This window comes from Nostoc sp. C117 (assembly GCF_043099735.1).
In the GTDB taxonomy this organism is placed as follows: domain Bacteria; phylum Cyanobacteriota; class Cyanobacteriia; order Cyanobacteriales; family Nostocaceae; genus Nostoc.
In genome coordinates this window covers 6,717,373-6,733,406 of sequence record NZ_CP170991.1, presented here as the reverse complement: position 1 = coordinate 6,733,406, position 16,034 = coordinate 6,717,373, and the positions used below count along the sequence as shown (strand labels likewise).

General features: G+C 44.5%; 16 protein-coding genes. 10 read left to right on the top strand and 6 right to left on the bottom strand.

Annotated features, from left to right (window positions below):
- Positions 1–296: 296 nt before the first annotated feature.
- On the bottom strand, positions 297–2,213 hold the full coding sequence (shc, locus tag ACFG4S_RS28800) for a squalene--hopene cyclase (protein ID WP_392532318.1): 1,917 nt from the start codon (positions 2,211–2,213) through the stop codon (positions 297–299).
- A gap of 165 nt (positions 2,214–2,378) precedes the next feature.
- On the opposite strand from shc, the gene ACFG4S_RS28795 reads away from it, so the two are divergent.
- Positions 2,379–3,620 carry a glycosyltransferase gene (locus ACFG4S_RS28795; RefSeq protein ID WP_392532317.1) on the top strand — a complete coding sequence of 414 codons (1,242 nt, stop codon included), beginning with the start codon at positions 2,379–2,381 and terminating at the stop codon, positions 3,618–3,620.
- A gap of 13 nt (positions 3,621–3,633) precedes the next feature.
- On the top strand, positions 3,634–4,140 hold the full coding sequence (locus ACFG4S_RS28790) for a CHASE2 domain-containing protein (RefSeq protein WP_392532316.1): 507 nt from the start codon (positions 3,634–3,636) through the stop codon (positions 4,138–4,140).
- Between the two features lie 215 nt (positions 4,141–4,355).
- Here the strand turns inward: ACFG4S_RS28790 and ACFG4S_RS28785 are convergent, their stop codons facing one another.
- Complete coding sequence (locus ACFG4S_RS28785; protein WP_392532315.1) at positions 4,356–4,712, bottom strand: ArsR/SmtB family transcription factor; 357 nt, start codon at positions 4,710–4,712, stop codon at positions 4,356–4,358.
- Positions 4,713–4,793: 81 nt separating this feature from the next.
- Between ACFG4S_RS28785 and trxA the strand changes: the two genes are divergently transcribed.
- The 7 genes from trxA to ACFG4S_RS28750 all read left to right on the top strand — a co-directional run bounded on the left by trxA (position 4,794) and on the right by ACFG4S_RS28750 (position 11,110).
- On the top strand, positions 4,794–5,117 hold the full coding sequence (trxA, locus tag ACFG4S_RS28780) for a thioredoxin (protein WP_334800559.1): 324 nt from the start codon (positions 4,794–4,796) through the stop codon (positions 5,115–5,117).
- A 211-nt stretch (positions 5,118–5,328) separates the two neighbouring features.
- On the top strand, positions 5,329–6,123 hold the full coding sequence (locus tag ACFG4S_RS28775) for an SDR family NAD(P)-dependent oxidoreductase (RefSeq protein WP_392532314.1): 795 nt from the start codon (positions 5,329–5,331) through the stop codon (positions 6,121–6,123).
- Positions 6,124–6,296: 173 nt separating this feature from the next.
- Entirely contained in the window at positions 6,297–7,409 is a 1,113-nt protein-coding gene (locus ACFG4S_RS28770; protein ID WP_392532313.1) for an alkene reductase, read from the top strand.
- Between the two features lie 44 nt (positions 7,410–7,453).
- Entirely contained in the window at positions 7,454–8,116 is a 663-nt protein-coding gene (locus tag ACFG4S_RS28765; protein ID WP_392532312.1) for a nitroreductase family protein, read from the top strand.
- Between the two features lie 130 nt (positions 8,117–8,246).
- Positions 8,247–9,533: an MFS transporter gene (locus tag ACFG4S_RS28760; protein ID WP_392532311.1), complete on the top strand. Its 1,287-nt coding sequence runs from the start codon at positions 8,247–8,249 to the stop codon at positions 9,531–9,533.
- A 79-nt stretch (positions 9,534–9,612) separates the two neighbouring features.
- Positions 9,613–10,305: an SDR family NAD(P)-dependent oxidoreductase gene (locus ACFG4S_RS28755; protein ID WP_392532310.1), complete on the top strand. Its 693-nt coding sequence runs from the start codon at positions 9,613–9,615 to the stop codon at positions 10,303–10,305.
- Between the two features lie 34 nt (positions 10,306–10,339).
- Positions 10,340–11,110 (top strand): class I SAM-dependent methyltransferase, encoded by a 771-nt coding sequence (locus ACFG4S_RS28750; protein WP_392532309.1) that lies wholly within the window; start codon positions 10,340–10,342, stop codon positions 11,108–11,110.
- A gap of 60 nt (positions 11,111–11,170) precedes the next feature.
- Here ACFG4S_RS28750 and ACFG4S_RS28745 read toward each other — a convergent pair whose 3' ends face one another.
- A complete protein-coding gene (locus ACFG4S_RS28745; RefSeq protein ID WP_392532308.1) occupies positions 11,171–12,001 on the bottom strand; it encodes a class I SAM-dependent methyltransferase in 831 nt (276 codons plus the stop codon).
- 150 nt (positions 12,002–12,151) lie between these two features.
- Positions 12,152–12,784 carry a dTMP kinase gene (gene tmk, locus ACFG4S_RS28740; protein ID WP_392532307.1) on the bottom strand — a complete coding sequence of 211 codons (633 nt, stop codon included), beginning with the start codon at positions 12,782–12,784 and terminating at the stop codon, positions 12,152–12,154.
- A gap of 464 nt (positions 12,785–13,248) precedes the next feature.
- Between tmk and ACFG4S_RS28735 the strand changes: the two genes are divergently transcribed.
- On the top strand, positions 13,249–13,512 hold the full coding sequence (locus tag ACFG4S_RS28735) for a hypothetical protein (protein ID WP_392532306.1): 264 nt from the start codon (positions 13,249–13,251) through the stop codon (positions 13,510–13,512).
- 151 nt (positions 13,513–13,663) lie between these two features.
- Here the strand turns inward: ACFG4S_RS28735 and ACFG4S_RS28730 are convergent, their stop codons facing one another.
- Both ACFG4S_RS28730 and ACFG4S_RS28725 read right to left on the bottom strand, forming a co-directional pair.
- Positions 13,664–14,548 (bottom strand): aspartoacylase, encoded by an 885-nt coding sequence (locus tag ACFG4S_RS28730; RefSeq protein ID WP_392532305.1) that lies wholly within the window; start codon positions 14,546–14,548, stop codon positions 13,664–13,666.
- A gap of 21 nt (positions 14,549–14,569) precedes the next feature.
- A complete protein-coding gene (locus ACFG4S_RS28725) occupies positions 14,570–15,625 on the bottom strand; it encodes a glutathione S-transferase family protein (protein ID WP_392532304.1) in 1,056 nt (351 codons plus the stop codon).
- Positions 15,626–16,034 lie beyond the last annotated feature (409 nt).

The window sequence follows — 16,034 nt, the reverse complement described above, 5'->3', positions numbered from 1 at the left end:
ACGCGATAAATTGCGTCTCTACATGAGGTTTTTAGTTTTATCTGAATTGTATTTTAATAAAATATTTAATAATTTCATCAATACATTACTAATATAAATTCCCCCAGATGAAGTAATACAAATTATTAATCATAGAAACTAAGGGACTTCCAGAAAATAAATTATCCCATTTTCATAGTGGCAGATTCATTCTTCTCGGCCTCCTCGGCATACACAACGATCCAATATTTTTTTACTTGGAAATCCCTAATCTGGAGTAAGGGCAAAACGTTTTTATGCCCTTACGGCAACGATAATTAACTTTGTTTAATCACTGCTTGATAGCGACCTAAAGCAATTAAAGGAAAGTATTGTTGATACATATGATACTTGAGATAAAAATGGCAAGGAAAACCAGTGCCTGTAAAGTCTGCCTCAAACCAAGTACCGTCCGGCTGTTGAGTTGCCACAAGGTAAGCAATTCCTCGCTCAATGGACTCCAAAGCTAACTTACCAGTTGCTTCACCTGCTGCCAAGAGGCCAATTAAAGCCCAAGCGGTTTGAGATGCAGTACTATTTCCTTTTCCTTTGAGGCTGGGATCGTCATAGCTGCGACAAGTTTCACCCCAACCACCATCGGAATTTTGACATACCAATAACCAAGCGGCTCCTCGTTCTATGCTCAGTTTATGCCTTTGAGGATTAATCAATGCTAAAGCTGAAAGGACGCCACTAGTACCGTAAATGTAATTTACACCCCAACGCCCAAACCAACAGCCTTCTGTTTCTTGTTCATTCAAAAGATAAGTCAGCGATCGCTCTAAATTATCACTATCAATGGACAAATCACAAGCACCGAGCATTTCTAATACTCTAGCGGTGACATCTGCGGTGTTTGGATCGATCATCGCTTTCAAGTCTCCATAAGGGATGGAGTTGAGCCAATCTTGATCGTTGTCCAAATCAAAAGCAGCCCACCCGCCTGGTTTACATTGCATAGATGCAATCCAGTTTAAAGCACGGGCGATCGCCGCTTGCTTAATTTTTTCATTAGGCAGTTTCGCTAAATCTAGTGCCATCACCACCACAGCCGAATCGTCTACATCGGGATAAAAGCGATTGTCAAACTCAAACGCCCAAGCCCCTGGTTTTCCCTGGTGATTTTTGACAGCCCAATCTCCGTAATCTAAAATTTGCTTTTGCAGCAACCATTCTCCAGCCTTTACCACTGCCGGATGATCTGGTACAAAACCAGATTCTACCAAGGCACGCATTGCCCAAGCTGTATCCCAAACAGGTGAAACACAGGGCTGTACCCGATAGCTATTCTCTGTTTCAATGACAAAGTTATCAATTGCTTGCAACCCTCTTTCCACAATGGGGTCGTTTTGGCCATAATTCAGACACCGCAAAGCCAGCATTGAATTCAGCATCGCCGGAATAATACCGCCCCAGTCCCCTGTAGCTTCTTGACGCTCTAAAACCCATTTTTCAGCGGCTTTGATGCCTTCTTGGCGGAAGGGTACTAAATTGAGGCTTTCTGCCAACTTGAACCCGCGATCGAGGGTGAGGAATAAATCTGTCCAATCGCCACTTTGGGGTAATTCCCATTGGACGCGATCGATACCTTCAACGTATAGTTCATCTAGGTTGATAGTTGGGTCGGTGATAAAAATCGGCTTGCGATCGCAGACAATTAGTAATGGCACTGTGCTAGAACGCGCCCAACTAGACATCTCATAAATATTAACTGGGAAAGCGTTGGGCAATAGCATTATCCAAGGTGGTAACGAGGGAATACCGCGCCAGTTGTAACAGCCAATCAAGGCTAAGTGCAACTTGGTAAAAATCCGAGTTTTGCTGATACCTCCGTGTTCCAGAATAAACTTTCGCGCCCGAACCATTGCCGGATCTGTTGCTGGCACACCCAGCAGTCTCAACGCCATGTAGGCTTCAACTGAGGTGCTAAGTTCTCCACCATCACCGTAGAAAAGCTCCCAGCCACCATGCTCCCGTTGCTCTTGACGCAGGTAGGCTGCAACTTTGTGCAAAGATCTTGTTTGGTCTGTTCCCCAAATCTTATGCAAAAGGACGACTTCAGCAGTGATAGTCACATTAGATTCCAACTCTGCCCACCAGTAACCTGCCGGATTTTGAATTGAAAGCAGATATTCTTGGCTAGCTGCGATCGCCTCTGCGATTTCCTTGACTTTTACCCTGTCTTGTGTTTGCATCTAATACCGTTCAACCTCAACACTCAACACTAGTTATGAACACGACACCACAGTAAAAAAAATTATTTTCCTCTATGAATAGACATAGTATTCTGTCTGAGTCACTGAGAATTTGCAATAGATCATTCTTTTTTTTGAATTTTGAATTGGAGCGAAGCGACAGTCATGGGTGTAATTGTATTAGGATTGATGCTTTTATCCTTGACAATTTGGTTAGGATTACTATGTTTTCGGGGGCAGTTTTGGCGCTTAGACCAGCAATTAGAAATTACAGAAACTCAGCTAGAATCGTTACCTGTAGTTTGTGCCGTCGTTCCAGCCCGTAACGAAGCTGAGTTAATACCAACTAGTTTGCGATCGCTCTTACTTCAAGATTATCCTGGTTCTTTCAACGTGTTTTTAGTAGACGATCGCAGCACAGACCGGACAGCAAATTTTGCCGAAGGTGTTGCCCACGCTGTAGGAAAACCCCAGCAGTTGCATATTATCTCAGGCGTTTCACTACCTTCTGGTTGGTCTGGCAAACTTTGGGCGGTTGAACAAGGTATACAGAACGCTAGTAAATTCGCACCTGACTATTTTTTCCTCACCGACGCAGATATCGAACATGACGTTAGTAATCTCCGCCGACTTGTTGCGAAAGCCGAGCAGGAAAATTTAGACCTGGTTTCGGTAATGGTGCGACTCAGGTGTGAAAGCTTTTGGGAAAAACTTTTAATTCCGGCTTTCGTCTTTTTCTTCCAAAAACTCTATCCCTTCTGCTGGGTGAATAATCCCAATAATCCCACAGCCGCTGCTGCTGGGGGATCTATTCTGATTAGCCGTGAAGCTTTAGAGCGAATCGGGGGTATTCAAGTGATTCGCCAAGCTTTAATTGACGATTGCACTTTGGCGATGGCGGTTAAGAAGAGCAGGGGAGCAAGGGAGCAGGAGAGCAGGGGAAACAAAGAAAATAACCATGCCCACAATGCTCAATACCCAATCCCAAGCCAAGGGCGTATCTGGCTAGGATTGAGTAGCTTGACTCGTAGTTTGCGCCCTTATGATTCGCTGGCGACGATTTGGGATATGGTTGCTCGTACTGCCTATACCCAACTGAATTATTCTCCATTACTACTATTGGGAACTTTAGTAGGAATGCCTCTAATTTATTTAGCTCCACCTGTATGTGTAATTCTAGGTGCAGTTTGGAGCAATTGGGCGATCGCATTTACAGGTTTATTAGGATGGTTGTTAATGACTTTTGCTTACTACCCCACGATCCGCTTTTATAAATGTTCTCCGTGGTTAGCTTTTAGTTTACCTGCGATCGCTTTTCTCTATACCCTGATGACTCTAGATTCAGCCCTACGACACTGGCAAGGGCGCGGCGGCGCTTGGAAAGGAAGAGTTTATCCCGTAAAATAAAACTAAGCTAAAAGTGGTTGCTCAAAAGATTAATGAAGGTGCGATCGAGAAAATACCAGGTGTTATTCTCCAAGCGCAAATGATTAGTCAATTATTAAGTGCAGCCCTCGAAGGGCGATCGCTTATCTGGGTTTGGTCTATTTGGCAGGAAATAATCTGGATTTGGGGATGGTCATTAACAGGTAGTTTACTGGCTTACTACATTCGACCGTGGTTTTATTTAGCAATTGCAACTCCAATTGCGATCGCCAGCCTTTACGGAGTATGCCTTGTTGTTATAATCCATTACAGCGCTTGGATACCACTAGTTCCCTCAGCGATCGCCTTAATTATTAGTATTATCCTAATTGCTTACTGCATAAGGAATTTTCCCCGCTCTCGCGTACCATCACGATCCGCGTTACCCCACCCTAACCCTCCCCGTATGTATTGGGGAGGGAACTGGATTTCTTTTTTCCCCCCTTTCCAAGGGGGGATTAAGGGGGGTAATTCGACTTGTGTATACACGGTAGCTTTATAAGGGGGGATTAAGGGGGGTAATTTGACTTGTGTGTACACCGTAGCTTTATAAGGGGGGATTAAGGGGGGTAAAATGCCTGTGGGATAAGCCAAATAAGCTTAATTTGAGAGCTATTAGCAATGCTGTGCCCTTACGAAAGATGTGGGTTTTCAACATTATCTATATTTGGCATTTCTTGTGAATGCGTAAGTCCTACAGATAAGCCATTTCTAACTTCAGTTAACACCACTAGAGGTTGCCTCTCTACTACTCACAGGTTCAACAGGCAATGGTTGAGCGGCTTTCAACACCACATCCAGCAACCCTGGAAATAGCACCTCTAAATCTTCACGCCGCAGAATATTAATGTGATGTGTCCCTTCTTTACGTGTCAAGACTACTCCCGACTCCCGCAAAATCTTAAAGTGATTGGACATCGTAGACTTAGCGATCGCAAAATCAAATCTGGCACAGCATTGTTCCCCCTCACAAGCCAGCAGCCGTACAATCTCTAGCCGCACTGGATCGCCCAATGCATACAACACTCCCGGTAAAGAAATATTTTTTCTATCTGGATGATAAAGGAATCTCATGGTTGCATTATCTCATCAGGTGGCATATATTTTTATTATTCGATATTATCGAATTATAGAATTATATCAGGAAGGCAATTTATGTCATCCATTACAAATGTCACAGAAGCCACATTTAAGCAAGAAGTATTGGAAAGTGCAATTCCAGTCTTAGTAGACTTTTGGGCGCCGTGGTGCGGTCCTTGCCGGATGGTGGGTCCAGTTGTCGATGAAGTTGCTGCTGAATACGAAGGACAGGTAAAATTTGTGAAGCTGAACACAGATCAAAATCCGACTGTCGCCAGCCATTATGGAATTCGCAGCATTCCCACACTCATGGTTTTTAAAGGAGGTCGTCAGGTCGATACTGTGGTAGGAGCAGTCCCAAAAACTACCTTGAATAAGACCTTAGCACAGCATCTTTAGATCTAAGTAAAGGGTATGGGGCATGGGGAAGAGGATGAGGAGCAAAAGAGATGGGGTGCTGAGCAGAAAGACTTACTACAACTTCTCATAGTGCCCCTCTGCCCCTGGGTCACTGAGCGTAGTCGTTCGCGCAGCGTCTCCGACAGGAGAAGTGCTGCACCTCCGCCCCACCTCCCCCACTCCCAGAGCAAATTAACGGGGAAAGAGCGAAATGGACTTGAAATTACATGGGAAATCTGCGCTAGTCAGTGGCTCAACCGCAGGGATTGGTTTAGCGATCGCCCTTGGATTGGCTCAAGAGGGTGTATCAGTGATTATCAACGGTCGTTCTGAAAAAAGAGTAGCAGATGCGATCGCTAAAATCCAGCAAAATATACCTGAAGCGAAAGTTTCTGGGGTTGTGGCTGATGCAACCACAGCATCAGGGGTAGAGGAACTGTTTCAAAAAGTTCCTCACGTTGATATCCTGATTAACAATGTCGGTATTTATGAGCCAAAAACCTTTTTTGAGATTACCGATCGAGACTGGTTAAAGATATTTGAGGTTAACGTTCTCAGTGGAGTCCGTTTGAGTCGGCAATATCTGCAAAAGCAGCTAGAGCAAAACTGGGGGCGGATAATTTTTATCTCCAGTGAATCTGGCATTCAGATTCCGGTGGAAATGATTCACTACGGCACAACTAAAACAGCCCAGCTAGCCATTGCAAGAGGTTTAGCAGAAATGACTGTTGGTACTGGAGTGACGGTAAATTCCGTCCTTCCGGGGCCAACGCGTTCAGAAGGCGTTGAGGAGTTTATCACCAACCTAGCCCATGAACGTGATATTGAGGCAGCCCAAGTTGAGGCAGAATTTTTTCAAAATGTCCGTCCAACTTCTTTAATTAAACGCTTTGCAACGCCTGAAGAAGTAGCAGCGATCGTAGTTTATCTTTCCAGTCCCCTAGCTTCAGCAACAAATGGTGCAGCTTTGCGGGTAGATGGTGGCGTTATTCGGTCGATTGTTTAATCTGGGGACTGGAGACTGGGGATTGGGGATTGGGGACTGGGGAATGAAGTTCAAAGACTCGTCAGCGAGTATCAAAGACTCATTCACCAGTATTAAAGACTCGTCAGCGAGTATTAAAGACTCATCCGCAATGCCCAATGGTCAATTCAAAACTAAATTTGGAGATATAACCAATGACTACTGATATCAACTTATTTTCTACTTACCGATTAGGGGATCTGGAATTACCAAACCGGATAGTGATGGCACCTTTAACGCGAAATAGGGCAGGTGAGGGAAACGTACCACACCAACTCAATGCTACCTACTACGCCCAACGTGCTACCGCCGGACTGATTATTTCGGAAGCCACACAGGTGACTCCTGAAGGACAAGGCTATCCCTATACACCAGGGATTCACTCACCAGAACAGGTGGAAGGATGGAAATTAGTAACTGATGCGGTGCATCAAAAGGGAGGGAGAATTTTTCTGCAACTATGGCACGTAGGCAGAATTTCTCATCCTGACTTACAACCAAATGGAGCTTTACCTGTGGCACCTTCTGCCATTGCTCCCAAAGGTGAAGCTTCAACTTATCAGGGATCAAAACCCTTTGTGACTCCTCGGGCTTTAGAAACTTCAGAAATACCGCAGATAGTAGAACAGTATCGTCAGGGAGCGGCAAATGCCCTGGCGGCTGGGTTTGATGGCGTGGAAATTCACTCAGCTAATGGTTATTTAATAGATCAATTTCTCCGAGATGGCACCAATCAGCGCACAGATAAATATGGGGGTTCCATTGAAAATCGCACTCGATTTCTGTTGGAGATAACAGAAGCGGTAACTAGTGTATGGGATTCTAACCGAGTCGGAGTACGTTTTTCTCCCAGTGGGACTTTTAATGATATCCGTGACTCCAATCCTCTGGAGACATTTGGTTATGCGGCTCAAGCATTGAACCAGTTTAATTTAGCATATCTGCATATTTATGAGGCAACAGAGGCAGACATCAGACATGGCGGGATAATTGTACCCACTAGTCATATACGCGATCGCTTTACAAATACACTCATCGTCAATGGTGGCTATACTCGTGAAAAAGGCGATACTGTATTGGCAAACAAAGCAGCCGATTTAATCGCTTTTGGTACATTATTTATATCAAATCCCGATTTACCTCGACGTTTGGCTTTGAATGCACCACTCAATGAACCCAATCAAGCAACCTTTTATGGTGGTGGTGAAAAGGGATATACAGACTATCCATTTTGGCCAGATCTTAGCGAACAAGTAGCCAAATCATAATTTGTAGAATTATTCAGTCATTACTCAATTATCAGGAGAATCTCATGAGTCCCATCACTCAAATTCAACCTTTAGATGTACCAACTGCGATCGCTCAACGTCGTTCAATCAAAACTTTTAAATCAGACCCGATAGCTCCAGAACTGCTCAAACAATTGGTAGAGTTAACTGTGGCGGCGCCCAGTAGCTATAATATCCAGGACTGGCAAATTATTCTTGTGCAAGATGAAGCGCAAAAGGCAGCATTGTCAGCGGCATCTTTTAATCAACAGCAAATTGTTCAAGCACCTGTAACCTTTGTCTTTGCCGCCGATCCTAACGCAGGCGAACAAAACTTAACCCCAGTTCTTGAAGAGGGACTCCAGACTGGAGCATGGAATGAAGGTACGGTAAACTACTTTAAAACCGCCGTCCCACAATTTCAAGCAGGGCTAGGCGAAAAGCGACGCGAATACGCCATCAAAGATGCGATTATTGCCGCTACCCATTTGGTGTTAGCAGCAGAAAGTCTGGGATTATCCACTTGTTTTATGAACGGTTGGATTGAGGATCAAGTAAAACAAGTGATTGGTGCCCAAGATAATCCCGATTTAGCGATCGCTGTTTTAGTTCCCGTAGGCTATGCAGCCGAACCACGCTTGAATCCCGGTCGTTTACCATTCTCTCACAACGTCTCTGTAGACAGAATCGGTAACGCATATAGCTAAATTGGGCATGGGGCATTGGACATAGGGCATTGGGCATGGGGAAGAGGAGAAAAGTTTGCTGCAATTTCTCCCCCGCCCCTCTGCCCCTCCGCCCCTCTGCCCCTCCGCCCTTCTGCCCCATTCCCCACTCATGTCCTTACCCTCATTCCTAGCGCGTCGATCGCTCCACTATGGCTGGCTCGTCGCGGGTTTAACATTTCTAGCTTTGTTGGTAGCAGCGGGAATTCGCTCTGCTCCGGGAGTTTTTATAGTGCCTCTGGAACAGGAATTCGGCTGGAGTAGAGCTACTATATCTTTGGCAATCTCTCTAAATTTGCTACTTTACGGGTTGATTGGTCCTTTTGCGGCCACAATCATGGAACGGATCGGCATTCGCCGGATGATGGTGTTTTCACTGGCTGTCATTGCGATCGGTGTCGGTTTAACTACTTTGATGTCAGCATCATGGCAGTTAGTCTTGCTGTGGGGTGTAGTTGTCGGGTGTGGTAGCGGAGTTATCGCCTTGGTTTTGGGGGCAATTGTTGTCAATCGATGGTTTTTTGAAAGGCGGGGTTTAGTTCTGGGCATCTTGACTGCGAGTACTGCTACCGGACAACTGGTGTTTTTGCCGATGCTGGCGTCAGTTAGCGATCGCTTTGGTTGGCGAATTGCGGCTCTCGGTCTTAGTGGTGCAGCGCTTTTAATTATTCCTCTGATTGCTGCCTTTATGCGCGATCGACCGGCAGAAATCGGTTTGCGACCCTTTGGCGACAAAAGCGAAACTGCCGAAACATTACAGCCAAAAGCAAATTCCATCGCCTCCACCCTCAACGCCCTTTGGCTGGGAATGCATAACCGCGACTTCTGGCTGTTATTTGGTAGCTTTTTTATCTGCGGTGCCAGCACCAATGGCTTAATTGGGACTCACCTAATTCCTGCTTGTATCGACCACGGTATCCCGGAAGTCAAGGCTGCTGGTCTTTTGGCAATCATGGGACTATTCGATTTTTTTGGTACTACTATGTCGGGTTGGCTATCTGACCGCTGGAACAATCGCTACTTATTGTTTTGGTACTACGGATTGCGGGGTTTGTCTTTGATTTTCTTACCCTTCAGTTTCAATTTTTCCTTTTATGGACTTTCTGTGTTCGCCGTTTTCTATGGACTTGATTGGATTGCCACTGTACCCCCGACAGTGCGTCTTGTAGCCAATACTTTTGGGAAAGAAAATGTCGGCGTGATGTTCGGCTGGATTGTCGCAGGACATCAAATTGGTGCAGCCACAGCAGCATTCGGAGCTGGGGTGTTAAGAACGTGGATGGGTAGTTATTTCCAAGCGTTTATTTTATCGGGTGTTTTATGCTTAATTGCCGCAGTCTGTGTACTGCAAATTGGTCAAACTCCCAACCGCAGGGCGGAATTAAAAATTAAAAATTAATACAGCGTAAGGGTTTCGTTAATCTAGAATTAGTGTTTGACTTACGCCATACTGGGCATGATGGGGTCAATCTAAAATTATGGCAACAACAACAGCATTGATAGTGGGAGCGGGTAGTGGACTAAGCGCCTCTTTAGCCCGCTTATTTGCCAAAGAAGGATTTACTGTGGCTTTAGCGGCTCGGCAAATTGAGAAACTGACTCAGCTAAGTAGTGAAATTGGGGCGGTGAGTTTCGCGGCTGATGCTTCTAAACCAGATGAGGTGGAACAGTTATTTATTGATGTTGAAAATCGACTAAGTTCGCCAAATATCGTGATTTATAACCCTAGTTTTCGGGTGCGGGGACCTCTGATTGAACTAGACCCTGCTGGGGTGGCAAAAACTCTCGATGTGACTGCCTATGGTGGCTTTCTGGTTGCCCAAGCTGCTGCCAAACGGATGTTGCATCAGGGTGGTGGTGCTATTTTCTTTACCGGAGCTTCAGCCAGTGTTAAGGGTTTTCCTGAGTCTGCTCCCTTTGCAATGGGGAAATTTGCACTGCGGGGTTTGGCTCAGAGTATTGCTAGGGAACTGGGACCAAAAAATATCCATGTGGCGCATTTCATCATTGATGGTGTAATTCGTTCAGCAGTCCGCCCAGATCCAGTGGATAATACTGATAGTACTCTCGATCCGGATGCGATCGCCCAAACTTATCTCAATATCCTCCGGCAACCCCGCAGTGCTTGGACATGGGAAGTAGAACTACGACCGTGGGTAGAGAACTTCTAGCCAAGACAATTGTTACAAAAATAGTTTTGAAAGTATGAAAATTGATTTTGGTGCAACTGCTGCTGATTACGCAAAACACCGCGCTGGCTTTCCCAGTTCATTATTCAACAAATTGTCTGAATATGGTATCGGTTTACCAGGACAAAATATTGTTGACCTGGGTACAGGAACAGGAACACTAGCGCGGGGTTTTGCGGATAGAGGTGCTTACGTGATTGGCATCGACCCATCAGTATCACTTCTAGAACAAGCCAGACAGTTAAGCGAATCTGCCCAAATCAAAGTAGATTATCGAGTCGCAACGGCGGAGAATACTGAGTTACCCGACGCCAGTGCTGATGTAGTCACAGCGGGACAATGTTGGCATTGGTTTGACCGTCCGCGTGCTGTCAAGGAAGTTACCCGCATCTTGAGAGCGTATGGCACCCTCGCGATCGCTCATTTTGATTGGATACCTTTAAAAGGTAATGTCGTTGAAGCAACGGAACAACTCATCAAGGCTCATAATCCAGCCTGGAATTTAGCCGGCGGTACTGGATTGTATCCCCTGTGGTTACAAGATATTGGCGAAGGCGGATTTCGAGACATCCGCACATTTTCTTACGATGTATTTGTGTCTTATAGCCACGAAGATTGGCGGGGACGAATTCGTGCTAGTGCTGGTGTAGGAGCCAGCTTAACACCAGAAAAGGTAGAAGTATTTGATCAAGAATTAGCGGTATTACTCGAAACAAAATATCCTACACCAATTATGCAAGTTCATCATCGAGTTTGGGCAGCGATCGCTAAATCACCCCAACCTTAACAATTAAAAATTAAAAATTAAAAATTAAAAGTACATTAGCTTGGCAATAAGTTTTACCGCTTATGGTTTGCTACTCACAACCAGGATCGCAGAAGCGGGAATTTCAATTCCATTATCTGTGGCGTATTTCTTTGCTCCCTCGATAATCTCATTCTCGATATTGTGGCGTTGTTCCGGAGTTTGCATCGTCAGAATTGACCCAAGACGTGCCGAACTTGCAACAATCGTTGGCATCACATCTTGAGGTGTAGAGAAAGTCCACTTGATAGGCAATTCGCTGACAGACACCGATATGAATCCGCTGGTACTCAAGACCTTTTTACATTCCTCGGCGTCGCCAAAGCGAAATAGCGGTGGTGCTGGAGGTAAATCCACCTCGATGATGCCGTGAGTCTGGACTGCTCCCAGAATTAGCGCCATGAAAGGATTGCGTGTTGGTGGCGTCCAGCAAGTGAAGGCATAGCGGCCTCCGGATTTCAGGACTCGCAAGGACTCAGCGATCGCTCTTTCTGGATCGGGAAAATGCAGGATGCCAAAGTTACAGACGATCGCCTCAAATTCCCCTGAATCAAAGGGAAGATTTTCAGCGTCCCCAACCTGGAATTCAGCTTCCGGACACCGCCATCGGGCAATAGCGATCATATTCTCGGTATAGTCTAATCCAGTAACGATCGCCCCACGTTTGACGGCGGCAGTACTGAGCCACCCAGTACCACAGGCGACATCCAGCAGTCGGCTATTATACCCGGTTTCTACGGCATCCAATATAGCTTCATTGACCTGAGAGGTTACCTGAGCGATCGCACGATCGTATTCTTCAGCCACCCTAGAGAACCCATTACGCTCAAACTGTTTGAATGCATCATCATTAATCGGAGGGTGAGCCGTCATTTTTTGCTCCTTTTTTCAAACTGATATATGCCAAGAATTACACAACTAATACATATATAGATTTTAGATATTTTACAAAAACTACTTTCGCACGAGTTCATCTCCAAGACAAGTATCATTTTATATCTAGTTCCAGGATTACAGGAGAGGCTAAGACAACTTCAATTGTTCGCGCAAAATTCCTTGAATTACTTGTTGTACAGCCAATGCACTCAAGCTACCATCTACCCGCGCAATTCGTGAGGGATATGATACTGCTAACTCTGCGTATCCTTGCTGAACGCGCCGATGAAAAGCGATCGCTTCTTGTTCAATGCGGTCTAGTCCTACTTCGTCTCCTCGTTTGCGAGACAGTCCCACCTCAACATCGACATCTAGCCAAATCGTTAGGTGACTTTCTAAGCCACCGGTAGCAATATAGTTAAGCTGATTGATTAAACTCATGTTCAGACCGCGACCATATCCTTGGTAGGCAATGGTAGAGTCTGTGTAGCGATCGCATAGAATATATTTCCCGGCGGCGAGATTTGGTTTGAGTTCTTGTTCGACGTGTTGCGATCGGTCAGCAGCATACAATAACAATTCTGTGACTTCTGCAACTGGTTTATCTTCTGCTTTTTCTAGTAACAAGCGGCGAAGATCTAAGCCTAACTCTGTTCCCCCTGGTTCACGAGTTACCACCACCGAAACACCCAGACTTTTCAACCATTGACAACAAAGTTGTATTTGGCTGGTTTTGCCACAGCCTTCCACCCCTTCAAATACAATTAATTTGCCATCCATGCTTTTTTAACTTCACTCTCAAGTATTAAGGGATTTTAACAATTTCCTATATTACAGTAGGGGATTAGTCATTGTTTATCGATGGAGGATTAACACTTAATGTTATGTTACCTTCCGGAAAGCGTTTTGCTGGCGGTCTAATCAATTATTCAGCAGAGTACTCGTATTTTCCACAATTTTGCTGTAATGTATTTATTCTGTCCGATTTTTTAGTACTCAACTCTGAGCTGTTACGCATTTAATTTGTACATTTACCTGATGACTGATGACTGATGACTGATGACCGAAAACCCGTCAACAGTCAACGATCGTCAAGAGTGTTTATATACTTTAGACGCGCATCAGCCGATCGCAGCATCTTAATAGATCTGGCTGAACCTTCTTGAAAGGCTACATCAGTCTCTCAAAGAATCGACGTTTAGATTCTCTTTTTTCATGACCACTTTTCCAAAGCTTTAGCAGATATGAAAATCATCAAAAAATCTGAAAAATTAACCCTGAGAAAGATGAAGGAAATGGAAGAAGCTGAGGATCAGGCTCTTCAAGCTGAGGGGGCTGATTTTTCCGAACCTGTGGTTGGGGAGAAACCAGAAATCATTCCAGAGTATAAAGAACCCAATTATATTCCACTGCGTGACAACCCTCTAGTTCAATCTGTTGGCAACTCAGGCTGGCAGCCCTCTGATATTTGGCGGGAGATGAGACTAGATAGTTTTTATGATGGATAGAGGAGTGTTTGCCCTAAAACAACTATGGCTATTAGCGGATTTCTTAATACAACCTGATACTTTACAAATATCCTTTGAAATTTTAGTACTACAGCATTCTACAAAAAGCCCTCAGGTATGAACTAAATGTCAAATAATGGCTGAAGAAAAATTAAATTTTTAATTGCTGCTTCTGAGTCAAACCCATTGCAATTCCTTTTTCGTAGTAAGCTGCTTCATTAATAAAAACAGGCCAAACTGTTGATTCTCCAGCGTAAACAATTGTTTCGTTATCAAAAGTGAGAAACATTGGATCTCCTCGATTCAGAGCTTGATAATCTTTGTCTTGAAGCTCTGGATGAATCATGCCAAAAATTGTTCCATCCTGCTTTTTGGGGTAGTCTACAACAGATAAATGGTGATAGATAACCAACATTTCGTCCGTTGAGAGAATTTCACCTTGGTTAAATCTTTCTAGATAGTCTAGAACTCCATGAATAAGTTGCTCTGTTTGTTGAAAAAGCGTTGCTTTTAAGATACCTTGGGCAATGGGACCAACCTCGATCGCAAAGCCTAATTCACACAGAGAATTCAGGAATGGATTCTCTGCAATTGATGGAAAAGAGCAGTAATAAATCTTAACCAAAGGATTCATCTGGCTCAGATAAGCAGCTAACTTTAAGTTTAAGGGATGATTGTTGACCAAAATAATTGTCAGACCCATATTAGCTGTAGTGCTGTGTAAGTCTAAGATGAAATCTGCTGGTTTATCCCCATTTGATGCTAACTTATTTTGAATTGATTTAGCTTGCAATTCTTCGTAACTGTTCAGAGTCGGGTTTTGTAATTCTTCCCTGAGAAAACAGCGGTTTAAATCTTTATCTAGATATCGCCTACCTGCTGCAAAAGCCCGAGGATTTGCTAACAAAGTAACTGTCTCAAAACTTGCTCTAGTAATCAAGTCGGGAAACTGGGCAAATTTTTCGATTAGGTAAGCTCCTGTAAACTCATTACCATGAGTTCCGCCGACAATTGCAACTCGATTAATTTGGTTCACGATAGGGGTTTTTAATGAGTATTATAAAGCGCCTACCTTGTTAATGCGATCGCGACCGTGTGGTTGTTCGAGATACGACATATCCGGACCATCGGGAACGATCCCACCAGGATTGAGTGGGAACAAGTTACCGTAATAGTCGCGTTTAACAGTTTCTACGTCGCAGGTGTCAGCAACACCTGGAAGTTGATATAAATCTCTCAGGTAAGCTCCCAAGTTATCATAGTCTCGAATTCGCCGCCGATTACACTTAAACAAGCCGTAATAGGCACTATCAAAACGAAATAATGTCGTAAATAAACGCACATCTGCAAGTGTAAGATTGTCCCCGCATAGGTATCGATTAGTCTGCAATGCAATTTCAATTTCATCGAGGGTAGCGAACAATTCATTACAGGCTTGATTATAGGCTTCTTGGGTTTGGGCAAAGCCGCAGCGATAGACGCCGTTATTTACTGCGTGGTAAATCTTCTCATTCCACCAATCAATTTTTTCTTTGAGTTCTACTGGATAAAGATCCAATGTTGGATTGTTGGCGAACTCGTTAAGTTGAGAGTTGAGCATGACAATAATTTCTGAACTCTCATTGTTAACGATGGTTTTTGTTTGGTTATCCCAGAGAATTGGAACTGTAACGCGTCCGCTGTAGCCTGGTTCTACCCGCTGATAGAATTCAACTAGTGTACGACAACCCTGTTCTTCTTCGTTGAATATCCAACCGCCTTCAATGGGAGAGGGAGAAACGATACACACTGATATTACCGCTTCAAGTTTTTTGAGCGATCGCACTACCAAAGTTCGATGCGCCCAAGGACAACCCAACCCAACATAAAGTTTGTAGCGCCCCGCTGCGGGTTGGTAAGGATTCCCCTCTTCGGTGCCGATGGAGTTACGGAACTGGCTATTAGGACGAATATACGCTCCCGATTTATTGGTAGGAGCGAGTTTTGACATCATTATCCGCCAAAGAGTCGTCCAAACAAACATTCCCAGCCAAATAATCAGTTTTGGAGGAAGTGAGCGGCCTTTCTTCTTTGGGAGATTTTTATCGTCATTGATTGGAGTTGAGTTGCTCATGGCCACAATCTTGGTTTGAGAGCGATCGACGTTACCACTGTATCAGCCGTTCAATTTTATAGTGGCTAGGTTTCCCAATACTTCTCGGTTAAGGGGAAAAGGGGAAAGGGAAAAGGGAAAGAAAAAACCTTTAACCCTTACCCTTTACCCCAAACCCGATTCCGAGTTAAAAATGCAAAACCCGAGAAGTATTGGCTAGGTTTCCCTTATTACACCCTACCTTAAGAGACTGACAAAAAATAACTCATTCCAAATTCTTTGTACATTTGTAGGGGCACAAAGTCTTGCGCCCCTATGAAGACAATCCGCGGAATCTTTTTGTCAGGAGAAGCTTGAAACCCCCCTGTTGAGATGTTATGAGCTTGTCGCAACAGTTGGGCGGTCTTTTAACTCAGCATGGGCTAAACGC